This window comes from uncultured Gilvimarinus sp., assembly GCF_963975215.1.
Taxonomy (GTDB): Bacteria; Pseudomonadota; Gammaproteobacteria; order Pseudomonadales; family Cellvibrionaceae; genus Gilvimarinus.
The window spans coordinates 137,059-153,256 of sequence record NZ_CAXBFW010000006.1; the positions used below are offsets into that span (position 1 = coordinate 137,059).

The 16,198-nt window shown below is 54.3% G+C and carries 14 protein-coding genes; 9 read left to right on the forward strand and 5 right to left on the reverse strand.

Annotated elements, in window-relative coordinates; genetic code table 11:
• Positions 1 to 109 precede the first annotated feature (109 nt).
• From egtB to AAC019_RS06615, 5 genes are all read left to right on the forward strand, one after another.
• A complete protein-coding gene (gene egtB / locus AAC019_RS06595; RefSeq protein WP_339897851.1) occupies positions 110 to 1,399 on the forward strand; it encodes an ergothioneine biosynthesis protein EgtB in 1,290 nt (429 codons plus the stop codon).
• 25 nt (positions 1,400 to 1,424) lie between these two features.
• A complete protein-coding gene (gene egtD / locus AAC019_RS06600) occupies positions 1,425 to 2,438 on the forward strand; it encodes an L-histidine N(alpha)-methyltransferase (RefSeq protein WP_339897852.1) in 1,014 nt (337 codons plus the stop codon).
• Positions 2,428 to 3,213 (forward strand): PhzF family phenazine biosynthesis protein, encoded by a 786-nt coding sequence (locus tag AAC019_RS06605; RefSeq protein WP_339897853.1) that lies wholly within the window; start codon positions 2,428 to 2,430, stop codon positions 3,211 to 3,213. The genes egtD and AAC019_RS06605 overlap by 11 nt, the downstream gene beginning before the upstream one ends.
• A 78-nt stretch (positions 3,214 to 3,291) precedes the next feature.
• On the forward strand, positions 3,292 to 4,212 hold the full coding sequence (locus tag AAC019_RS06610) for an adenylate/guanylate cyclase domain-containing protein (RefSeq protein ID WP_339897854.1): 921 nt from the start codon (positions 3,292 to 3,294) through the stop codon (positions 4,210 to 4,212).
• 46 nt (positions 4,213 to 4,258) lie between these two features.
• Entirely contained in the window at positions 4,259 to 4,750 is a 492-nt protein-coding gene (locus tag AAC019_RS06615) for an RDD family protein (RefSeq protein WP_339897855.1), read from the forward strand.
• 47 nt (positions 4,751 to 4,797) lie between these two features.
• Here AAC019_RS06615 and lptG read toward each other — a convergent pair whose 3' ends face one another.
• The gene (gene lptG / locus AAC019_RS06620) at positions 4,798 to 5,856 is read right to left on the reverse strand and encodes an LPS export ABC transporter permease LptG (RefSeq protein ID WP_339897856.1); all 1,059 of its coding nucleotides are present in this window, start codon (positions 5,854 to 5,856) and stop codon (positions 4,798 to 4,800) included.
• Positions 5,843 to 6,934, reverse strand: a complete 1,092-nt coding sequence (gene lptF / locus AAC019_RS06625) for an LPS export ABC transporter permease LptF (RefSeq protein WP_339897857.1) — start codon at positions 6,932 to 6,934, stop codon at positions 5,843 to 5,845. The genes lptG and lptF overlap by 14 nt, the downstream gene beginning before the upstream one ends.
• 271 nt (positions 6,935 to 7,205) lie before the next feature.
• On the opposite strand from lptF, the gene AAC019_RS06630 reads away from it, so the two are divergent.
• From AAC019_RS06630 to AAC019_RS06640, 3 genes are read left to right on the forward strand one after another with little or no spacing between them, the layout of a single operon-like run.
• Positions 7,206 to 8,690: a leucyl aminopeptidase gene (locus AAC019_RS06630; protein ID WP_339897858.1), complete on the forward strand. Its 1,485-nt coding sequence runs from the start codon at positions 7,206 to 7,208 to the stop codon at positions 8,688 to 8,690.
• A gap of 5 nt (positions 8,691 to 8,695) precedes the next feature.
• Positions 8,696 to 9,136: a DNA polymerase III subunit chi gene (locus AAC019_RS06635; RefSeq protein WP_339897859.1), complete on the forward strand. Its 441-nt coding sequence runs from the start codon at positions 8,696 to 8,698 to the stop codon at positions 9,134 to 9,136.
• 11 nt (positions 9,137 to 9,147) lie between these two features.
• Positions 9,148 to 9,609 carry a hypothetical protein gene (locus AAC019_RS06640; RefSeq protein ID WP_339897860.1) on the forward strand — a complete coding sequence of 154 codons (462 nt, stop codon included), beginning with the start codon at positions 9,148 to 9,150 and terminating at the stop codon, positions 9,607 to 9,609.
• A gap of 21 nt (positions 9,610 to 9,630) precedes the next feature.
• Here AAC019_RS06640 and AAC019_RS06645 read toward each other — a convergent pair whose 3' ends face one another.
• Complete coding sequence (locus AAC019_RS06645) at positions 9,631 to 10,839, reverse strand: sugar efflux transporter (RefSeq protein WP_339897861.1); 1,209 nt, start codon at positions 10,837 to 10,839, stop codon at positions 9,631 to 9,633.
• A 226-nt stretch (positions 10,840 to 11,065) separates the two neighbouring features.
• Here AAC019_RS06645 and AAC019_RS06650 point away from each other — a divergent pair, with 226 nt between their 5' ends.
• Positions 11,066 to 11,389: a hypothetical protein gene (locus AAC019_RS06650; protein WP_339897862.1), complete on the forward strand. Its 324-nt coding sequence runs from the start codon at positions 11,066 to 11,068 to the stop codon at positions 11,387 to 11,389.
• A 63-nt stretch (positions 11,390 to 11,452) separates the two neighbouring features.
• Here AAC019_RS06650 and aceF read toward each other — a convergent pair whose 3' ends face one another.
• Together aceF and aceE are read right to left on the reverse strand one after the other, a co-directional pair.
• Positions 11,453 to 13,357, reverse strand: a complete 1,905-nt coding sequence (aceF, locus tag AAC019_RS06655; RefSeq protein WP_339897863.1) for a pyruvate dehydrogenase complex dihydrolipoyllysine-residue acetyltransferase — start codon at positions 13,355 to 13,357, stop codon at positions 11,453 to 11,455.
• A 108-nt stretch (positions 13,358 to 13,465) separates the two neighbouring features.
• Positions 13,466 to 16,117: a pyruvate dehydrogenase (acetyl-transferring), homodimeric type gene (gene aceE / locus AAC019_RS06660; RefSeq protein ID WP_339897864.1), complete on the reverse strand. Its 2,652-nt coding sequence runs from the start codon at positions 16,115 to 16,117 to the stop codon at positions 13,466 to 13,468.
• Between the last annotated feature and the right edge of the window lie 81 nt (positions 16,118 to 16,198).

The following is a 16,198-nucleotide window of genomic DNA, read 5'->3' on the forward strand; positions in this document are numbered from 1 at the left end:
CGCCCGGCTCCATCTTTTAACCGTGTGAGCCGCTTCTATTTATACGCACCGATTTCTTTAAATCGTCGTAAACCTACCCTATGCTGATAATTCAGCAAAGGAGTAGAGTATGTTGAGTGAATCGCTTGCTGCGACCAACCCGGAGCTTCAACACTGCTACAGCAATGTTCGTCAGCGCACCCTGGAGCTTGTTAAGGGTTTTAGTGCCGAGGACATGATGCTGCAATCTATGCCCGACGCCAGCCCCGGCAAATGGCATCTGGCCCACACCAGCTGGTTCTTTGAAACCTTTATCTTAAAGCCCCACGCCCTTAATTACCGGGTATTTAACGATAGCTACGAATACCTGTTTAACTCATATTACGACAGCGTGGGCGAGCGCCACCCAAGGCCTAACCGCGGGCTACTATCGCGCCCTGGCCTGGAGCAAATACTGGCCTACCGTCGCCATATAGATGATGCAATGCAAGCCGCACTGGCAAGCCCCTCGGCGGCGGCCTTTACCGAGACCGTGATAATTGGCCTGCACCACGAGATGCAGCATCAAGAGCTTATTCTCACCGACATTAAACACGCCCTAGCGCAAAACCCAGTGGCCATGAATTGCCCAGGGCTTAACAATGTCGCGGCGTCACCGGCTAAACCCTTCGATACTCCAACAGCGAAAGCGGCCCTCCCCCTCAAGCCCTTCACTACTTTCGACGAGGGTGTCTATCATATCGGCGCGCAAAACAGCGGTTTTAGTTACGATTGCGAGCGTCCGTCTCACCGCGTTTTTTGCGAAGCCTTTGCCCTTGCCAACCGACCAGTCAGCAATAGCGAGTGGCTTGAATTTATCCGCGCCGGAGGCTACCAAGACCCGGGCTTATGGTTATCGGATGGCTGGGCACGCTGCCAATCCGAACAGTGGCAAGCGCCCTTGTACTGGCAGCGGCATGAAGGTGAATGGTATGAGCTTCGGCTGGACGGCTATCACCCCCTGGATCTGGCCGCGCCCGTGTGCCACATCAGCTACTACGAGGCGGACGCCTTCGCCCGCTGGGCCGGGGGCCGCTTGCCTACCGAATATGAGTTAGAGATTGCCAGCCAAAAAATCGCTATTGCCGGCAATTTTGCCGAGTCGGGCCGGTGGCACCCCTCTGCAACTGATGCCACCGATTCACTGCAACAGTTATATGGCGACGTCTGGGAGTGGAGCAGCAGTAGCTATAGCCCCTACCCCGGCTTTCACCCGGAGCAAGGCGCGCTGGGAGAGTACAACGGTAAATTTATGGCCAACCAATATGTGCTGCGCGGCGGCTCTTGCGCCACCGCGCAGGCGCAAATGCGCCCCAGCTATCGCAACTTCTTTTACCCCCATCAACGCTGGCAGTTCAGCGGCCTGCGTTTAGCGCAGTAACATTACCCGGAACAAGGAATGAGTTATGACCACCGCTCTCGCGTCGCAAAATACCCGCCAACAAACTCCTCCAGCCGATGGAGGGTTTATGGAAGATGTCATCAACGGCTTGGCGCTGCGGCCTAAACAACTACCCCCTAAATATTTTTACGACGAACGCGGCTCGCAGCTATTTGATAAAATCTGCGCGCTGGACGAATACTACCCCTACCACGTTGAGCTAGAACTACTGCCTAATGTTGCCGCCGACCTGGGCCGTTTTTTTCAGGCCGAGTTAAAGGGTGAAGACAAGGATCTTGCGATCATCGAATTTGGCGCGGGGTCGCTGCGCAAAATCAGCCCTCTATTGGACAATATCGATTGCGTTAAAAACGTAACCGCCATCGACATCAGCAAGGAGCATTTACTGAACTCCTGTGCCGAGCTGCGCCGCCAGTATACCGGCCTAACCGTCACCGCTCAGGCACAGGATTTTACCCAACCACTGGGTCTGGACGATCCCGGCGACACACGTCTGGGGTTTTTCCCGGGCTCGACCATTGGCAACTTACATCGTCAACAAGCGTTGGATTTTTTACGCAACGCCGGGCAAACACTGGGCCCCGGCGGCTACTTATTAATAGGCGTCGACACCAAAAAGCCCGAGAGCATTTTGCACCAGGCCTACAACGACGGCCGCGGTGTCACCGCGCAATTTAATAAAAATATTCTCAGCCGCATCAATCGCGAGCTGGACGGCGATTTTGATTTAATGCACTTTGCCCATCACGCTTTTTACAATCGCGACTACGGGCGTATCGAAATGCATTTACGCAGCTTGCGCGCTCAGCGCGTACATATTGCGGAGCGAGAGTTTTACTTTGCCAAAGGCGAGAGCATCCACACCGAAAACTCTTATAAATACCACCCGTCCGAGTTTGCCGAACTTGCCCGCCAGGCCCACTGGCAGACGCGACGGTTATGGCTAGCCCCAAACGACTTGTTTGCCATCAGCCTGCTACAGTTTAGCCCCGCCGCCTACTCCATACATGATCATTGATAGTTTTTGTGGTGCCAATGCACGCGGCAATCGGCACCACATCGTTCACCTAAAGCCCCGCCCGCCCGGGGATTCAGCCTCCTGCGACGCCATTATCAGTGAGGCGCAGGCCAACTCACTTATTTCAGCCAGCACCAATACCGTCTTGCTGTGGCAACAGCAGCGGCAATGGCAGGCGCGCTTTTACGATCGGGGTCAACCGGTTAGGCGCTGCGGCTCTGGCACCATCGCGGTGGCCGCTTACCTCTGTCAAACAGCGTACCACGGTGACTTTACGCAGGCGCTCGAGACGGCGGCAGGCCGCGTTATTATCGGCCACGACCGTCACGGTGCCCACTACACAGATTACCCCTGCGCGATAACAGGCTTTGACAATCGCCGCCGTTGGGCGCGCCTGTGCCAAACCCCAATACATAAAGCGGTGCGCATCGGGGGACGACAGGATTACACCCTGTTACTACTGCCGGATACTCATGCCCTGCAACAGATGAAGCCTCCCGGCCGCTCGTTCGCGCTTTACAGTCGCCGCTCTGTTATTGCCCTATGCCCGGCGCCACATCACTGGCAGCTGCGCTACTTTGCCCCACAATACGGCGTGCCCGAGGATGCTGCTACCGGCTCCGCCTGCGTGCAGGCCAGTGCTTACCTTACCCACATCGGCAAGGGCCGACACTTTGACTTTGTTCAGTACTCACCGGCCCGGGGCATCATGCACACCGAGGTTCTCGCGCGCCGTGTTACCGTCCGCGGCCACTACAACACCCTGGCCAACTAATTCTGGCCTGAGCAACACTGCCGCCCTCAAAGCCTTGAGGTGTTATAATCGCCAAAATTTCAATTCGAGAGTGTCGCAATGTCAGCCCAGCGCGAAGTTCAGGCCGTGATGTTTGCCGACGTATCCGGCAGCTCACGGCTCTACAAGGAGCAAGGTAACACCCAGGCGAAAAGTCTTATCGACGAGACTCTGGTAGCCACCCGACGCATCATTGAGCACCATCGCGGTGTCGTGGTAAAAAACATAGGCGATGAAGTCATGGCCCGCTTTGCCGACGCCAGCAATGCCTGTGAAGCCGCGCTAACGTTACAGCGCGAGTGCTCTAACCTCGAGTTGCAGGCCCTGCGCATTGGCATTGCTTACGGTGAAACCCTAAGCGACTCACACGGCGACATTTTTGGCGATGTTGTCAATGAAGCCGCCGAGGTCTCGCACATTGCCCGCGCCCGGCAAATTGTCATTACCCACGCGGTTATAACGCAGTTAAGTCCCACAATGGCCGAATTGTGCGATGCATTTGATCGCGTGGTACTCAAGGGCGCGCAACACATCTGTACGGTTTACCGGCTGCACTGGGAGACTCCCGCCGCCCCGCTTAATGCTACCGCCGTGATGGATGTACGCGAACTGCACCGCGAGCTGGATCGCCATCGGTTGCACCTGCGCGGACCGGACCGGCAGATTAGCTATACCCCAGATCAACTACCCTTGTCTTTTGGCCGCGAGAGCAGCCGGGTAAACTGGCCCATTCGCTCGACCCGGGCTTCGCGCGAGCACGGTAATATTATGTTTCGGCGCGGCAAGTATGTACTGGTCGATCACAGCACCAACGGCACTTACATGCAAAGTGACGATCACGCGAAGGTGATTTATTTGCGCCGGGAAGAGATTCCGTTAACCGGCTGTGGCCGCATTAGTTTTGGCCTGCCGCTCGACGCCCCCGAAAGCTACAGCATCGAGTTTTTTATTGGCGGCCACTGCAGCGAGCCGAGCGAATAAGTTAACGACATGGCTAAGCCAATCAACCGCACCACCGGAGCCCTTAATGCCGCAACCACCCCACCCACCCGAGCAAACCACACCCAAGCCAATCGTTGCCAGCAGCGCCGGGCTTATTAAACGTTTTGCCGCCGCCATTTACGATAGTTTATTAATCATGGCGATCAGCCTTGCCTACAGCGCTATAGCACTGGCCGTTAAAACCTTGTTGCTGGGTGAATCACTTGCGCCGGGCGAGAAAGCCGAGATGGGCATCATCGGCTTTATTGGCTGGATCGCCATCTGGATTGGATTTTATGTGTTGTTTTGGCAACGCTTTGGCCAAACCTTAGGCATGAAAGCCTGGCGGCTAAAACTTACCAACGCCGACGGTAAAAAACCCAGTGTAGGCCAGTGTTTACTACGTTGCTTTTTTGGCGGGATATCACTGGCGTGTTTTGGCCTGGGTTACTTTTGGTTGTGGCTCGACCCCGAGCGGCTGACGCTGCACGACCGCCTTTCTGGCACCCGCGTACTGCAGCTACCCAAAGGGCACTAACCGCAGGCAGCTTTTTTAGCTACCCCGCCCGGCTATAGAGCTCGCTGTTACGCCGCGCGGCGTAACAGCACCATCCCGAACAGTAAGCACAAGCCGATGGGGACCAGTACCGCTATCAACGGCGGAAAACCAAACACAATACTCGACGGCCCCAGCAAGCTTTGCACTAAGCGAAACACGATACCGAACACCACACCGGTAAAAATTCGCTGCCCCATGGTGACTTCACGCAGCGGGCCAAATACAAACGAAATCGCAATTAACACTAAACTCGCTGTGGCCAGCGGCTGTAATAATTTTTGCCAAAAGGCCAGCGTGTATTCACTGCTTTGAAGATTCTGCTCTTGCAAATAACCAACATAATTGTGCAAGTTACCAATCGACTGAGCCTCCGGCGGTACCGCGACAATATCTAGCAGCTCCGGGGTAAGCTCAGTACGCCACTCGCGCTCGGGCAACCGACTGGTCACTATCTGCTCTTGGGTGAAGTTTGTAATCAGGACGGTATTTTCATGCCAAACGCCATCGCGATACTCGACATTTTGCGTAAAGCTCGCCTCTTCCAGCTTGCCATCGGCAAACCGGTAGCGACTCACACCACGCAAGTTGCCGCCAGGCTGAATCACATTAAACTGAATAAATTCGTTGGCCTCGCGGTGCCACACACCGCGGCGGGTTTGCCCCTCATCACTGTAGCCAAGGGCAATGGCACGACGGCTTTCAGCCACCTGATCGGCATAGGGAATCACGTATTCACCCAAAGCAATGCCCATCAAAATAAACAGCAAAACGGGTTTTAATACCATCCAGACGATACGGCCGACTGAAACGCCGGCCGCACGCATAACCACTAATTCACTGGAACCGGCCAGATTACCCAAGCCAATTAAGCAACCTACCAACACCGCGTAGGGCAAGTAATCGTAGGCACTGCGCGGCAGCCCCCACAGGATATAAATTAACGCCTCGGTAAACGTATAATTTTTGTGCAGGCTGTCGAGCTGCTCAACCAGCTTGCCAATAAAGTCCAGCCCTAATACCAACAACAACACCATGGCCACGGCCGTGACCACTGACCGGGCCACATAACGATTAAGCTTGGGCACGCTTACCTCCACGCCGTACAAAAATATTTCCAGGGCCGGCAAACATCACCCAGGCGATCACAATAAAGACACCATGCACCACCCAAAGCCCAGGCAGCACCGGAAACTTGCCGGCCTCTATTTCTGAGCGCACCGAGGTGAGCGCGGCGAGATAAAACAAATACAACACAATCGCCGGCAACATTTTTAAATAGCGCCCCTGGCGCGGGTTGGTGCGGCTGAGCGGCACCGACATAAAAGCCACCACCAACACCAACAAAGGCATGGATAAGCGCCACTGTAACGCCGCCCGGGCGGCGTCGCTATCATCTTTTAACAACTCGGCGGTAGGCCGTGCATCGGCCTCTATATTGTAGGCCGACGACACCTCAGGCTCCGGGATATGTTGGGCGAGCTGCTCGAATTCGGTAATTTGATAATCGGCCGAGCCGGGCCGCCCTTGATAACGAATACCATTGTGCAGCTCAAGGTAGCGCTGATCGTATTCACTGTTGTGTCGCTGCTTGCCGACTTCGGCTATGGCAACAGAGGTTGGCGTACCCACCTGGGTTAAAAACAATTTATTCAGCTGGGTGCGGTTCTCGCTAACCGACTCTACGTAGGTCACCACTTTACCGCCATTAAACGGTTGAAAGTGACCGGCACGCAAGGTGGTAAACTCACTGCGAGCGCGTTGCTCGGCAAACAGTTTTTCGGTTTGGGCCGCCCCCCAGGGGCTAACCCACAAACTCATGGCACCGACAATCAGTGCCACAACAACAGCGGGTATAGCGGTAATCAACAACAGCTTTTTTTGGCTCATGCCACAGGCGCTTAGCACAACCATTTCACTGTCCATATACAACCGCCCATAGGCCAGCAGGATAGCGATAAAAAAGCCCAGCGGGACGATCAGCTCTAAAAAGCCCGGCAGTCGATACGCCATAATGGTAAACAGCACATCCACGGCGATCTTGCCTGAAGCTGCATCGGCGAGGTACTTAACAAAGCGGCCGCTCATAATAATCAGCAACAAGGTTGTGCTAACAGCGAGCATTGTCACCAGCACCTCGCGTGACAAATAGCGATATACGATCAAAATACAACCATCCTTACCATATGTGGGCCGCGATGGGGCCAGTACCACCAAAGGTTTTGGCCCCTCACCCCTTGATGACGTAAACTAGGCGAAACTTGGTGGCATTATCCCGCAACCGAGAGCGTTTGTCTCGACATCCGGGTAAGCCAATCGCCCTTAGCGGCCACTTATGTACCGTCGCTTAGGGTTGGCTTGCGTGCCGAAGGTGAGTGTAACTGAATATCAGCGCACGCTTAACCGCTCGCAACACAAAATCAACTAGGGGTCACACATGCAGTTTCAAGCAAAGTCATTCGGTGCCGACAGCCATCGCAGCCCACTTCTTGTGGTCGGCGTATTTTCCGACGCCACCTTAACACCCGCCGCACACCTGATTGAGCAAGCAGGCAAAGGCCAGCTAAAAAACCTGCTAACCCGCGAAAAATTTACCGGCGCCCGGGGCAGCAGCCTACTGCTGCACCACAGCGTGGGCCAAACCGCCGAGCGGCTGTTAGTGGTGGGCCTTGGTAAAGCCGATAAATCTGGCGCTGCTCCCGAGTCGATTAGCGCCGCGCTTGGCGCCATACAAAACATCGCCAAAAGTGCCAGCTATAAAAGCCTGAGCATCGACTTCACCGGTGTCTCCGTGGCCGGCAAACCAGGCAGCTGGCTCGCCAGCCACATTGCCCAAACGCTCACCACAGAGCTATGGCAGTTCGATCAACTTAAAAGCCAGAAAAGCACCAAACTGAATATCAACAAAATTATTGTTAATACCGACGGCACCAACGCAGCCGTCAAGGCCGCGCTGGCACAAGGTCAGGCAACGGGCGAAGGTATGAACTACGCGCGTGAGCTGGGCAACTTGCCCGGCAACATCTGCACCCCAAGCTACCTGGCCAGCGAGGCGCGCGCATTAGGGCGCGGCCAGACCAAGCTGAGTGTCAGTGTGCTAAATGAAAAACAAATGCAGGCCGAGGGAATGGGCTCGTTGCTTTCAGTATCCGCCGGCAGCGATCAACCCGCCAAGCTTATCGTAATGGAGTACCGTGGCGCGGCTAAATCAAAAGCGCCGGAAGTATTGGTGGGCAAAGGTATCACCTTTGACACCGGCGGCATTAGCCTTAAACCCGGCGCCGGTATGGACGAAATGAAATTTGATATGTGCGGCGCTGCCAGTGTGTTTGGCACCATGAAAACTCTGCTGGCGCTACAGCCCAAAATTAATGTGGTGGCGATTGTCGCCGCCGCCGAGAACATGCCCTCAGGCGGCGCCACCAAGCCCGGTGATATTGTAACCTCTATGTCGGGGCAAACCATCGAGGTTCTCAATACAGACGCTGAAGGCCGCCTGGTTTTGTGCGACGCCCTCACCTACGCAGAACGCTTTAAACCCAATAGCATCGTCGATATAGCCACCCTCACGGGCGCCTGTGTTATCGCCCTGGGCAGCCATGCCCACGGCCTCTACAGTAACGATCAGCAGTTTGCCGATCAGCTATTGGCCGCCGGGGTTGAGGCCGGCGACCGCGCCTGGCAAATGCCGCTATGGGATGAATACCAAAAACAGCTCGACAGTAATTTTGCCGACATCGCCAACATCGGCGGTCGCGAAGCCGGCAGCGTAACCGCCGCCTGCTTTTTGTCGCGCTTCACCAAAGGCATGCGCTGGGCTCACCTGGACATCGCCGGCACGGCCTGGAAATCCGGTGGCGCCAAAGGTGCAACCGGTCGCCCAGTGCCACTGCTGGTACAACACATACTGAACAGTAAATAAGCACCATGACCGAAGTGGATTTTTATATCCTCAGCAGTGACGATCACGATAATCGGCTGGCTTTTGCCAGCCGATTATGTGAAAAGGCCATCAACAGCGGTCGCAAAGTAGTCATTGCCCTCGAGAACAACGAGCAAGAAACAGCAATTGCCCGGCAACTTAACGCTGAGCGCCCCGAGAGCTACCTCCCATGGCGCCTAAGTAATGCGGCCGATAAAGGCGAGCCTATTGTGCTTGACTGTGAGGGCGAGTGCGGTAATCATCACGATGTGCTGATTAACTTATGTGGTCAATTACCGGGTTACTTCAGCCGCTTCGCCCGTATGGCCGAAGTCGTGATTCAAACCGAAGAGGTGCTTGCTCATACCCGTCAACACTGGAGTTTTTTAGGTGAACGTGGCTACCTGATTCGGCACCACAAACTGGGGCGAGCGCACAACGTATAAGAGTCGACACAATGAGCGATGAGCGCGAGAAAACTCGCAGTGAATTATTAGACGAGCTGGAGTCTATTCAGGGCCTGCTGGATCACGATGAAATCCCCCTGCTGCAAGAAGTTATTGAGCAGATTGAGCAGCGCGGCGAACAGACAAGCACTGTCGGCCAACGCGAAGAGAATTACGAGCTCGACCTGGGTGATGCACCAACCCACACGGGCACTACCCCCAAGCCCGTCGCCACCCCAGCCGCAGCGCGCGGAGAGAACCCATTTTTACCACAACACATACGCTCGCGCCTGCGCGGCAACCGTGCCGGAGATTTTGCCTCGGAGGCAAACAACCTCAAGTATACCGAGCGTCAGCAACTTATCGATGACGTTATCAATGACTTGTTGCCGCAGGTAAAAGCGACCCTGCGCACCAAACTATCGGCGCTCACTGATCAAGAGCTAGGCGCCCTTAAAAGCCAGGACGACTAATGCTCCTCCCGGCGCGCTCGATTACTCAGCGACTCTGACTCCCTCGCCCGCGCGCACCAACATAAATAACCCGCCGGCTAACACAACTAGCACCATATTGGCCAAAAACACACTGAGATAGCCATAGGCCTCGGCTACCCCGCTAATCAGCACACTGCTTAGCAACGTGCCTACGTGCGTGGTATTAGTGTAAAGTGCCGACGCACTGCCGGCCCGACCGGGTAACATTTGTTGCACAACTGACACCCCAAGCCCCGCCAAAATACCAATAAATACCGCATTGGCGATCTGTAGTGCAAAAAGCTGCCACAATTGCGTCGCCCAGAATACGCCGGCATACAACAGCAGGCCAAAGAGGGCACTGGCGCGCACCAGGCTGAGTGGATTCACACGTGCTGCCAGCACACCCGCGATCAACATTACCGGCACCTCTAACCCGGCTGCGGCCCCCATAATCCAGCCAACCCACCCCGCCGAGATATCCAGGTTGCGCGTTAAATGCAGAGGCAGACTAATCAGGTAGGCGTTATTAACACACCACATCAAAGAAAATGCCAGAACGCATAACCCTAACGACCAACGCGCGCGGACATCCAACCCCTGCCATAAACCGCCTTTATTGTGATCAACCGCGTCCTGCTGATCGCGCGCTTTAAGCGCCGGCAACATCTTAGGGCTGATAAGGGCAACAGCTACAAATAACACACCGGCAACCGTATACAAACTGGTAAACCCCCAGTGGCTGGCGATTAAAAAACCCGCTGGCGGGCCCGCCACCCAGGCAAACGCAATTTGTGCCCGCACCACAGCGTTAAATAACGCAATGCGCTCAAGCGGCAGACAGGATTCGGCGTACTCTAAGCTGTAGGCTAAAATTTGCGAAAAGGCCACCATGGCCAAGCTCAATAAAAATACCGCCGACAAACACGTCAGCCAATAATGCCGCGACAACGCAAACACCAGACACGCGAGGACCCCAACGGCGCACAGGACCACCACCAACAGCCGGCGGTCTTTAAGGGAGTCTGACCAAGCGCCAATCACCTGATTGTAAACAATGCTGCCAATAGCGATACCGGCATAGGGAATTCCCACCCAAAACGGACTTACCCCCACCTCGTCGGCGAAGAAAATACTCATCGTGGGCAGCAATAACGCCCCCACCACACCCAGGGCAAAGGTTAAAAAATAAATACCCAACGCCACGGGCTTAAATAAAATGCTATTCACAGAGCTCCAGATACCTTTAGCCACAAAACTGAACGAAAAAACCCAGCTGAGATCACGCAGCTGGGGTTTAGATAATAGATCATGCAGTCTAGCGTATAGCCGTGATATAGATGCCTAAGAAGCGTAAAGCCCGCAGGAGGAAAAACATGCTGACCACACGGCGCAGGAACCTGCGCGTTAACCCCATGTCCTAAAAAGACTAAATAACGATTCAAAGGATTTGATCATGCATAAAACGTTAGCTCGTTTAAGCAGTGCCGCGTGCGCACTGGCCGTTACCGCCTGCGTATACACACCCAGCACCGTTCATGTTTACGACAAAGAATGCGATATTCGTGTACGAGAAGCCCAGCTCGACGTTTCGCAAATGAACTCTCTGGGCCAGTGCAGCAACGAAGGCTGTATTGGTCAGGTTATATCGGCAGGTTTCGTCAGCGCCGGCAGCGCCATCGTGTCGGGTAGCATTGTTATCGTCGCCAACATCGCCTATTGGTTTGAAAAACAACAAAGCTGTAAAGCGATTAACAATAAGCAAGTAATAACTGGATAGCCGAACATAAAAAAGCCCGGCTTGATTGCTCAAGCCGGGCTTTTTAACATCTTACTTATCTCATCACAGCAACAGACGACGTACGTCGGCGATTACCGCGGTTAAATAAGTAAAGAAGCGTCCGGCATCGGCACCGTTAATAGCGCGGTGATCGTAAGACAAAGCCAGCGGCAACATATTGCGCGGGATAAACTCACTACCGTTCCATACGGGCTTCATTTGCGCTTTTGATACACCCAAAATGGCAACCTCTGGGGCGTTAACAATTGGCGTAAAACCATTGCCACCCATGGCGCCTAAGCTTGAGATGGTAAAACAACCGCCCTGCATATCGGCCGCGGTCAGCTTGCCATCGCGTGCTTTTTTCACAATAGCGCTAAAGTCGTCAGCCAGTTCCCACAGACCTTTTTTGTCGACATCGCGAATGACCGGCACCATCAAACCGTTTGGCGTATCTACCGCCACACCGATGTGCACGTACTTCTTCTGTACGATATGCTCGCCGTCGTGATGCATAGAAACGTTAAAGCTCGGCTCGGCAACCAACGCTGCAGCACAAGCCTTAAGCAAGAATGGCAGCGGTGTTAACTTGCTGCCACGCTTTTCCGCTTCGGCTTTAAGGCCCTTACGGAAGGCTTCCAACTCGGTGATATCAGCATCATCCCACTGCGTAACATGAGGAATGTTAAGCCAGTTACGCACCATGTTATCGGCGGTAAGCTTTTTAACCTTGCTCATTTTCACGGTCTCGATCTCACCAAACTTGGCAAAATCAACCGCCGGGATCGCCGGGATACCGGAACCACCGCCCGCAGGTGCCTTACCCGACTGGCTAGCGGTAACAATGTTTTTCACATAATCGCGGGTATCATCTTTTGTCACACGGCCACGGGGGCCACTGCCTTTTACTTTTTTCAGATCTACGCCTAACTGACGGGCCAACTTGCGCACCGCAGGGCCGGCATAGACTTCCGATGAGTTAACCACCTCAATATTGTCAGCTGTCACCGGTGACCCGGCCGAGGTTTTTGGCGAGCTGTCACTTGAACTAGCAGCTGGCGACGCAGACTCGGCCTTGGGCGCGGCTGCGGCCGGGGCGGCCGACTCAACTTCCATCTCACAGATGGCATCGCCCTGAGACAGTTTATCGCCCTCTTTCACCAGTACTTTGGTCACTTTGCCGGCGCCGGGCGCTGGAATTTCCATAGACGCCTTGTCGGTCTCCAGCACGATCAGCGTATCGCCTTCACCGATTTCATCGCCGGCACTGATAGAAACCTCGATAACAGCCGCGCCTTCGGAGCCACCGATATCAGGCACAGGAATTGTTTCGACCGAGGTACCACCCGCCGCAGGGGCTGGCGCTGAGTCAGTCTCTGCTGGCGCCGGTGCCGGTGCTTCGGCGTTGCCACCGGTCATGACGCCCAGCTTGTCGCCCTGAGATACTTTGTCGCCTTCTTTTAAATCGATACTAACAATTTTACCGCTTGCGGGTGCGGGGACCTCCAGCGAGGCCTTGTCAGTTTCCAGTACGATGAGTGAGTCCCCTTCATTAACTTCATCACCAACCGCAACACAGATCTCAATCACATCGACGTTTTCAGAGCCACCGAGATCGGGGATCTTAATGGTTTGCTCGGCCGAGCCGGCCGCGGCCTTAGGTGCAGGCTCCGGCGCAGGTTCGCTTTTAGCTGGCGCCTCTTTGGCGCTGTCCGTTGAGGCCGCACTACCTTCTGCCTCAACCTCGACAATAACGTCCCCTTCTGAGACTTTATCGCCTTCTTTGACTTTAATCGCCGTCACTTTACCGGCAACGGTGCTCGGTATTTCCATCGAGGCCTTATCGGTCTCCAACACCAACAGCGAGTCATCGATTGCAACGGTATCGCCAACGGCGACCGAAATTTCAATGACATCTACATTTTCCGAGCCGCCAATATCGGGGACTTTAATCGATTCAATTGCCACGGTAACTCCTCGCTACTTTTTTAATCCGTCCCAGCTTGTGGCTGTGACTTACGTTATCCATTGATCTTGCAGGGCGCCCAAAGCGCCCCACTTGTCGCGGGTAGGCGACTATACGGTCAACGGATCGGCTTTATCTGGATCAATACCAAACTGTTTAATCGCCTTGGCTACGACGTCGGCTTTGATTTTGCCTTGGTCAGCCAGAGACTTAAGTGCCGCAACCACAACAAACTGGCTGTCCACTTCAAAGAAGTGACGCAGTTTTTGACGTGAGTCGCTGCGACCAAAACCGTCGGTACCCAGCACTTGATAATCGCCCGGAATAAACGCACGCAATTGTTCTGCGTAGTTTTTCATGTAATCGGTGGCGATGATAAACGGCCCGTCCTGAGACTCGAGCACCTCAGTCACGTAGGCTTTGCGCGGTGTTTCGGTTGGGTGCAACAGGTTCCAGCGAGCCGTTGCCTGACCTTCACGGGTCAGCTCGTTAACACTGGTCACACTCCAAATATCAGCCTCAACACTGAAGTCGTTGCGCAGTATTTCGGCCGCGGCAATAACTTCGTTCAAGATAGTACCCGAGCCCATTAACTGAACACGGTTTTTCTTCTTGCTGGTGCCTTTTTCAAGCTGGTAAATACCTTTGATAATGCCCTCTTCCACGCCCTCTGGCATGTCGGGGTGAACGTAGTTTTCGTTCATCAAGGTAATGTAGTAATAGCAGTTCTCTTTGTCCTGATACATGCGCTTCAGGCCGTCTTGCACAACCACCGCCACTTCGTAAGAGAAGGTCGGGTCGTAACTGCGACAGTTGGGAATAGTGTTAGCCAAAATATGGCTGTGACCATCCTGATGCTGCAAGCCTTCGCCATTAAGCGTGGTCCGCCCGGCGGTACCGCCCAGCAAGAAGCCCCGAGCCTGAGCATCGCCCGCCAGCCAGGCTAAATCGCCAATACGCTGGAAGCCGAACATAGAGTAGTAGATGTAGAACGGCAGCAACGGTTTTGCGTGGTTGCTGTAAGAGGTGGCTGCTGCAACCCAGGCAGACATAGCGCCAGCCTCGTTGATGCCCTCTTCAAGAATTTGACCTTTCTCATCTTCTTTGTAGTACATGATCTGCCCGGCGTCTTGCGGGGTGTACTTCTGGCCAAGGGCCGAGTAAATACCCACCTGACGGAACATGCCTTCCATACCAAAAGTACGGGCTTCGTCCGGTACAATCGGCACCACTTGCTTGCCAATTTGCTTGTCTTTGAGCAACGTGTTTAATACGCGCACAAAGGCCATAGTGGTCGAAATTTCACGCTCGCCAGTACCTTTAAGCTGGGTTTTAAAGGCATCCAGTGCAGGAATTGGCAGCGATTCAAAATCAGATTTCCGCGCCGGTAAGTAACCGTTCAGGGTGCGACGGCGCTCTTGCAGATATTGCATTTCGGCGCTGTCGTCAGCCGGACGGTAGTACGGAATTTTTTCGAGCTCTTTATCGTCGATCGGAATACTAAAGCGATCGCGGAAGGTTTTAAGCGCTTCGATATCAAGCTTTTTCACCTGGTGCGCGTTGTTTACCGCCTCACCGGTTGGCCCCATACCGTAACCTTTAACGGTTTGCGCCAGCACTACCGTCGGTACGCCTTTGGTGTTAACGGCGTTGTGATAAGCGTTGTACACTTTATGGGCATCGTGACCGCCACGCGCCAGGCGAAGGATCTGGTCATCCGTCATGTCTTTAACCAGCTCAAGCAACTCCGGGTACTTACCAAAGAAGTGCTCACGCGTGTAAGCGCCGCCGTTGGCTTTGTAGTTTTGCATTTCGCCATCGACCACTTCGTCCATGCGCTTTTGCAACAAGCCGGTGGTGTCTTTCTCCAGCAGCTCATCCCAGCCGCCGCCCCACAGCACTTTAACCACGTTCCAGCCAGCACCGCGGAATACGCCTTCAAGCTCTTGTACAATTTTGCCATTACCCCGTACCGGGCCGTCCAAACGCTGCAAGTTACAGTTGATTACAAAAATCAAATTGTCGAGCTTTTCACGGCCGGCCAGCGCAATAGCACCTAAGCTTTCTGGCTCGTCACACTCGCCGTCACCCAAAAAGGCCCAAATTTTACGGTCGCCTTTCTCGATCAGTTCACGCTGATCCATATAGCGCATCAATTGCGCCTGATAAATAGCCGCGATAGGACCGAGGCCCATAGAAACGGTGGGGAACTGCCAGTAGTCGGGCATCAACCAAGGGTGCGGGTAAGACGACAGGCCTTTGCCGTCGACTTCGCGGCGAAAGTTATCCAGCTGATCTTCGGTCAGGCGGCCCTCTAGGTAGGAGCGCGCGTACATGCCCGGGGAGCTGTGCCCCTGAAAGTAAACCAGATCACCCGGCTTGTCGCCATCGTTACCGCGGAAGAAGTGGTTGAAACCTACTTCATACAAGGTAGCGGCCGAGGAGAAGGACGCGATATGGCCACCCAGCTCGTCATCATTTTTGTTCGCACGCACCACCATCGCAATGGCGTTCCAGCGAATAATCGAACGGATTTTACGCTCGATGTAATGATCGCCGGGGCTTTGGATTTCTTTAGAGGTAGGAATGGTGTTGCGGTAAGGGGTGGTGATAGCAGAGGGCTGATCAATGCCGTGGTCTGCTGCAGACTCGGACAAGCTCTTCAGAAGAAATGCGGCACGCTCTTTCCCCACATGACGTACTACAGAATCGAGGGCTTCGCGCCACTCCCGGGTTTCCAGAGCATCAATATCTTCTATCATTTAATTCTCCTCAGTCATGCGCCTTTTGAGCACATTTGGACACAGCGTTAACACCAACGCAGACCGTACCTGGCAGGATAG

Coding starts and splice junctions, on each gene's coding strand:
- AAC019_RS06635 (WP_339897859.1), top strand. CDS start 8,696: ATGACCGAAGTGGATTTTTATATCCTCAGCAGTGACGATCACGATAAT.
- aceE (WP_339897864.1), bottom strand. CDS start 16,117: ATGATAGAAGATATTGATGCTCTGGAAACCCGGGAGTGGCGCGAAGCC.
- AAC019_RS06605 (WP_339897853.1), top strand. CDS start 2,428: ATGATCATTGATAGTTTTTGTGGTGCCAATGCACGCGGCAATCGGCAC.
- AAC019_RS06640 (WP_339897860.1), top strand. CDS start 9,148: ATGAGCGATGAGCGCGAGAAAACTCGCAGTGAATTATTAGACGAGCTG.
- AAC019_RS06610 (WP_339897854.1), top strand. CDS start 3,292: ATGTCAGCCCAGCGCGAAGTTCAGGCCGTGATGTTTGCCGACGTATCC.
- AAC019_RS06650 (WP_339897862.1), top strand. CDS start 11,066: ATGCATAAAACGTTAGCTCGTTTAAGCAGTGCCGCGTGCGCACTGGCC.
- egtD (WP_339897852.1), top strand. CDS start 1,425: ATGACCACCGCTCTCGCGTCGCAAAATACCCGCCAACAAACTCCTCCA.
- AAC019_RS06615 (WP_339897855.1), top strand. CDS start 4,259: ATGCCGCAACCACCCCACCCACCCGAGCAAACCACACCCAAGCCAATC.
- egtB (WP_339897851.1), top strand. CDS start 110: ATGTTGAGTGAATCGCTTGCTGCGACCAACCCGGAGCTTCAACACTGC.
- AAC019_RS06630 (WP_339897858.1), top strand. CDS start 7,206: ATGCAGTTTCAAGCAAAGTCATTCGGTGCCGACAGCCATCGCAGCCCA.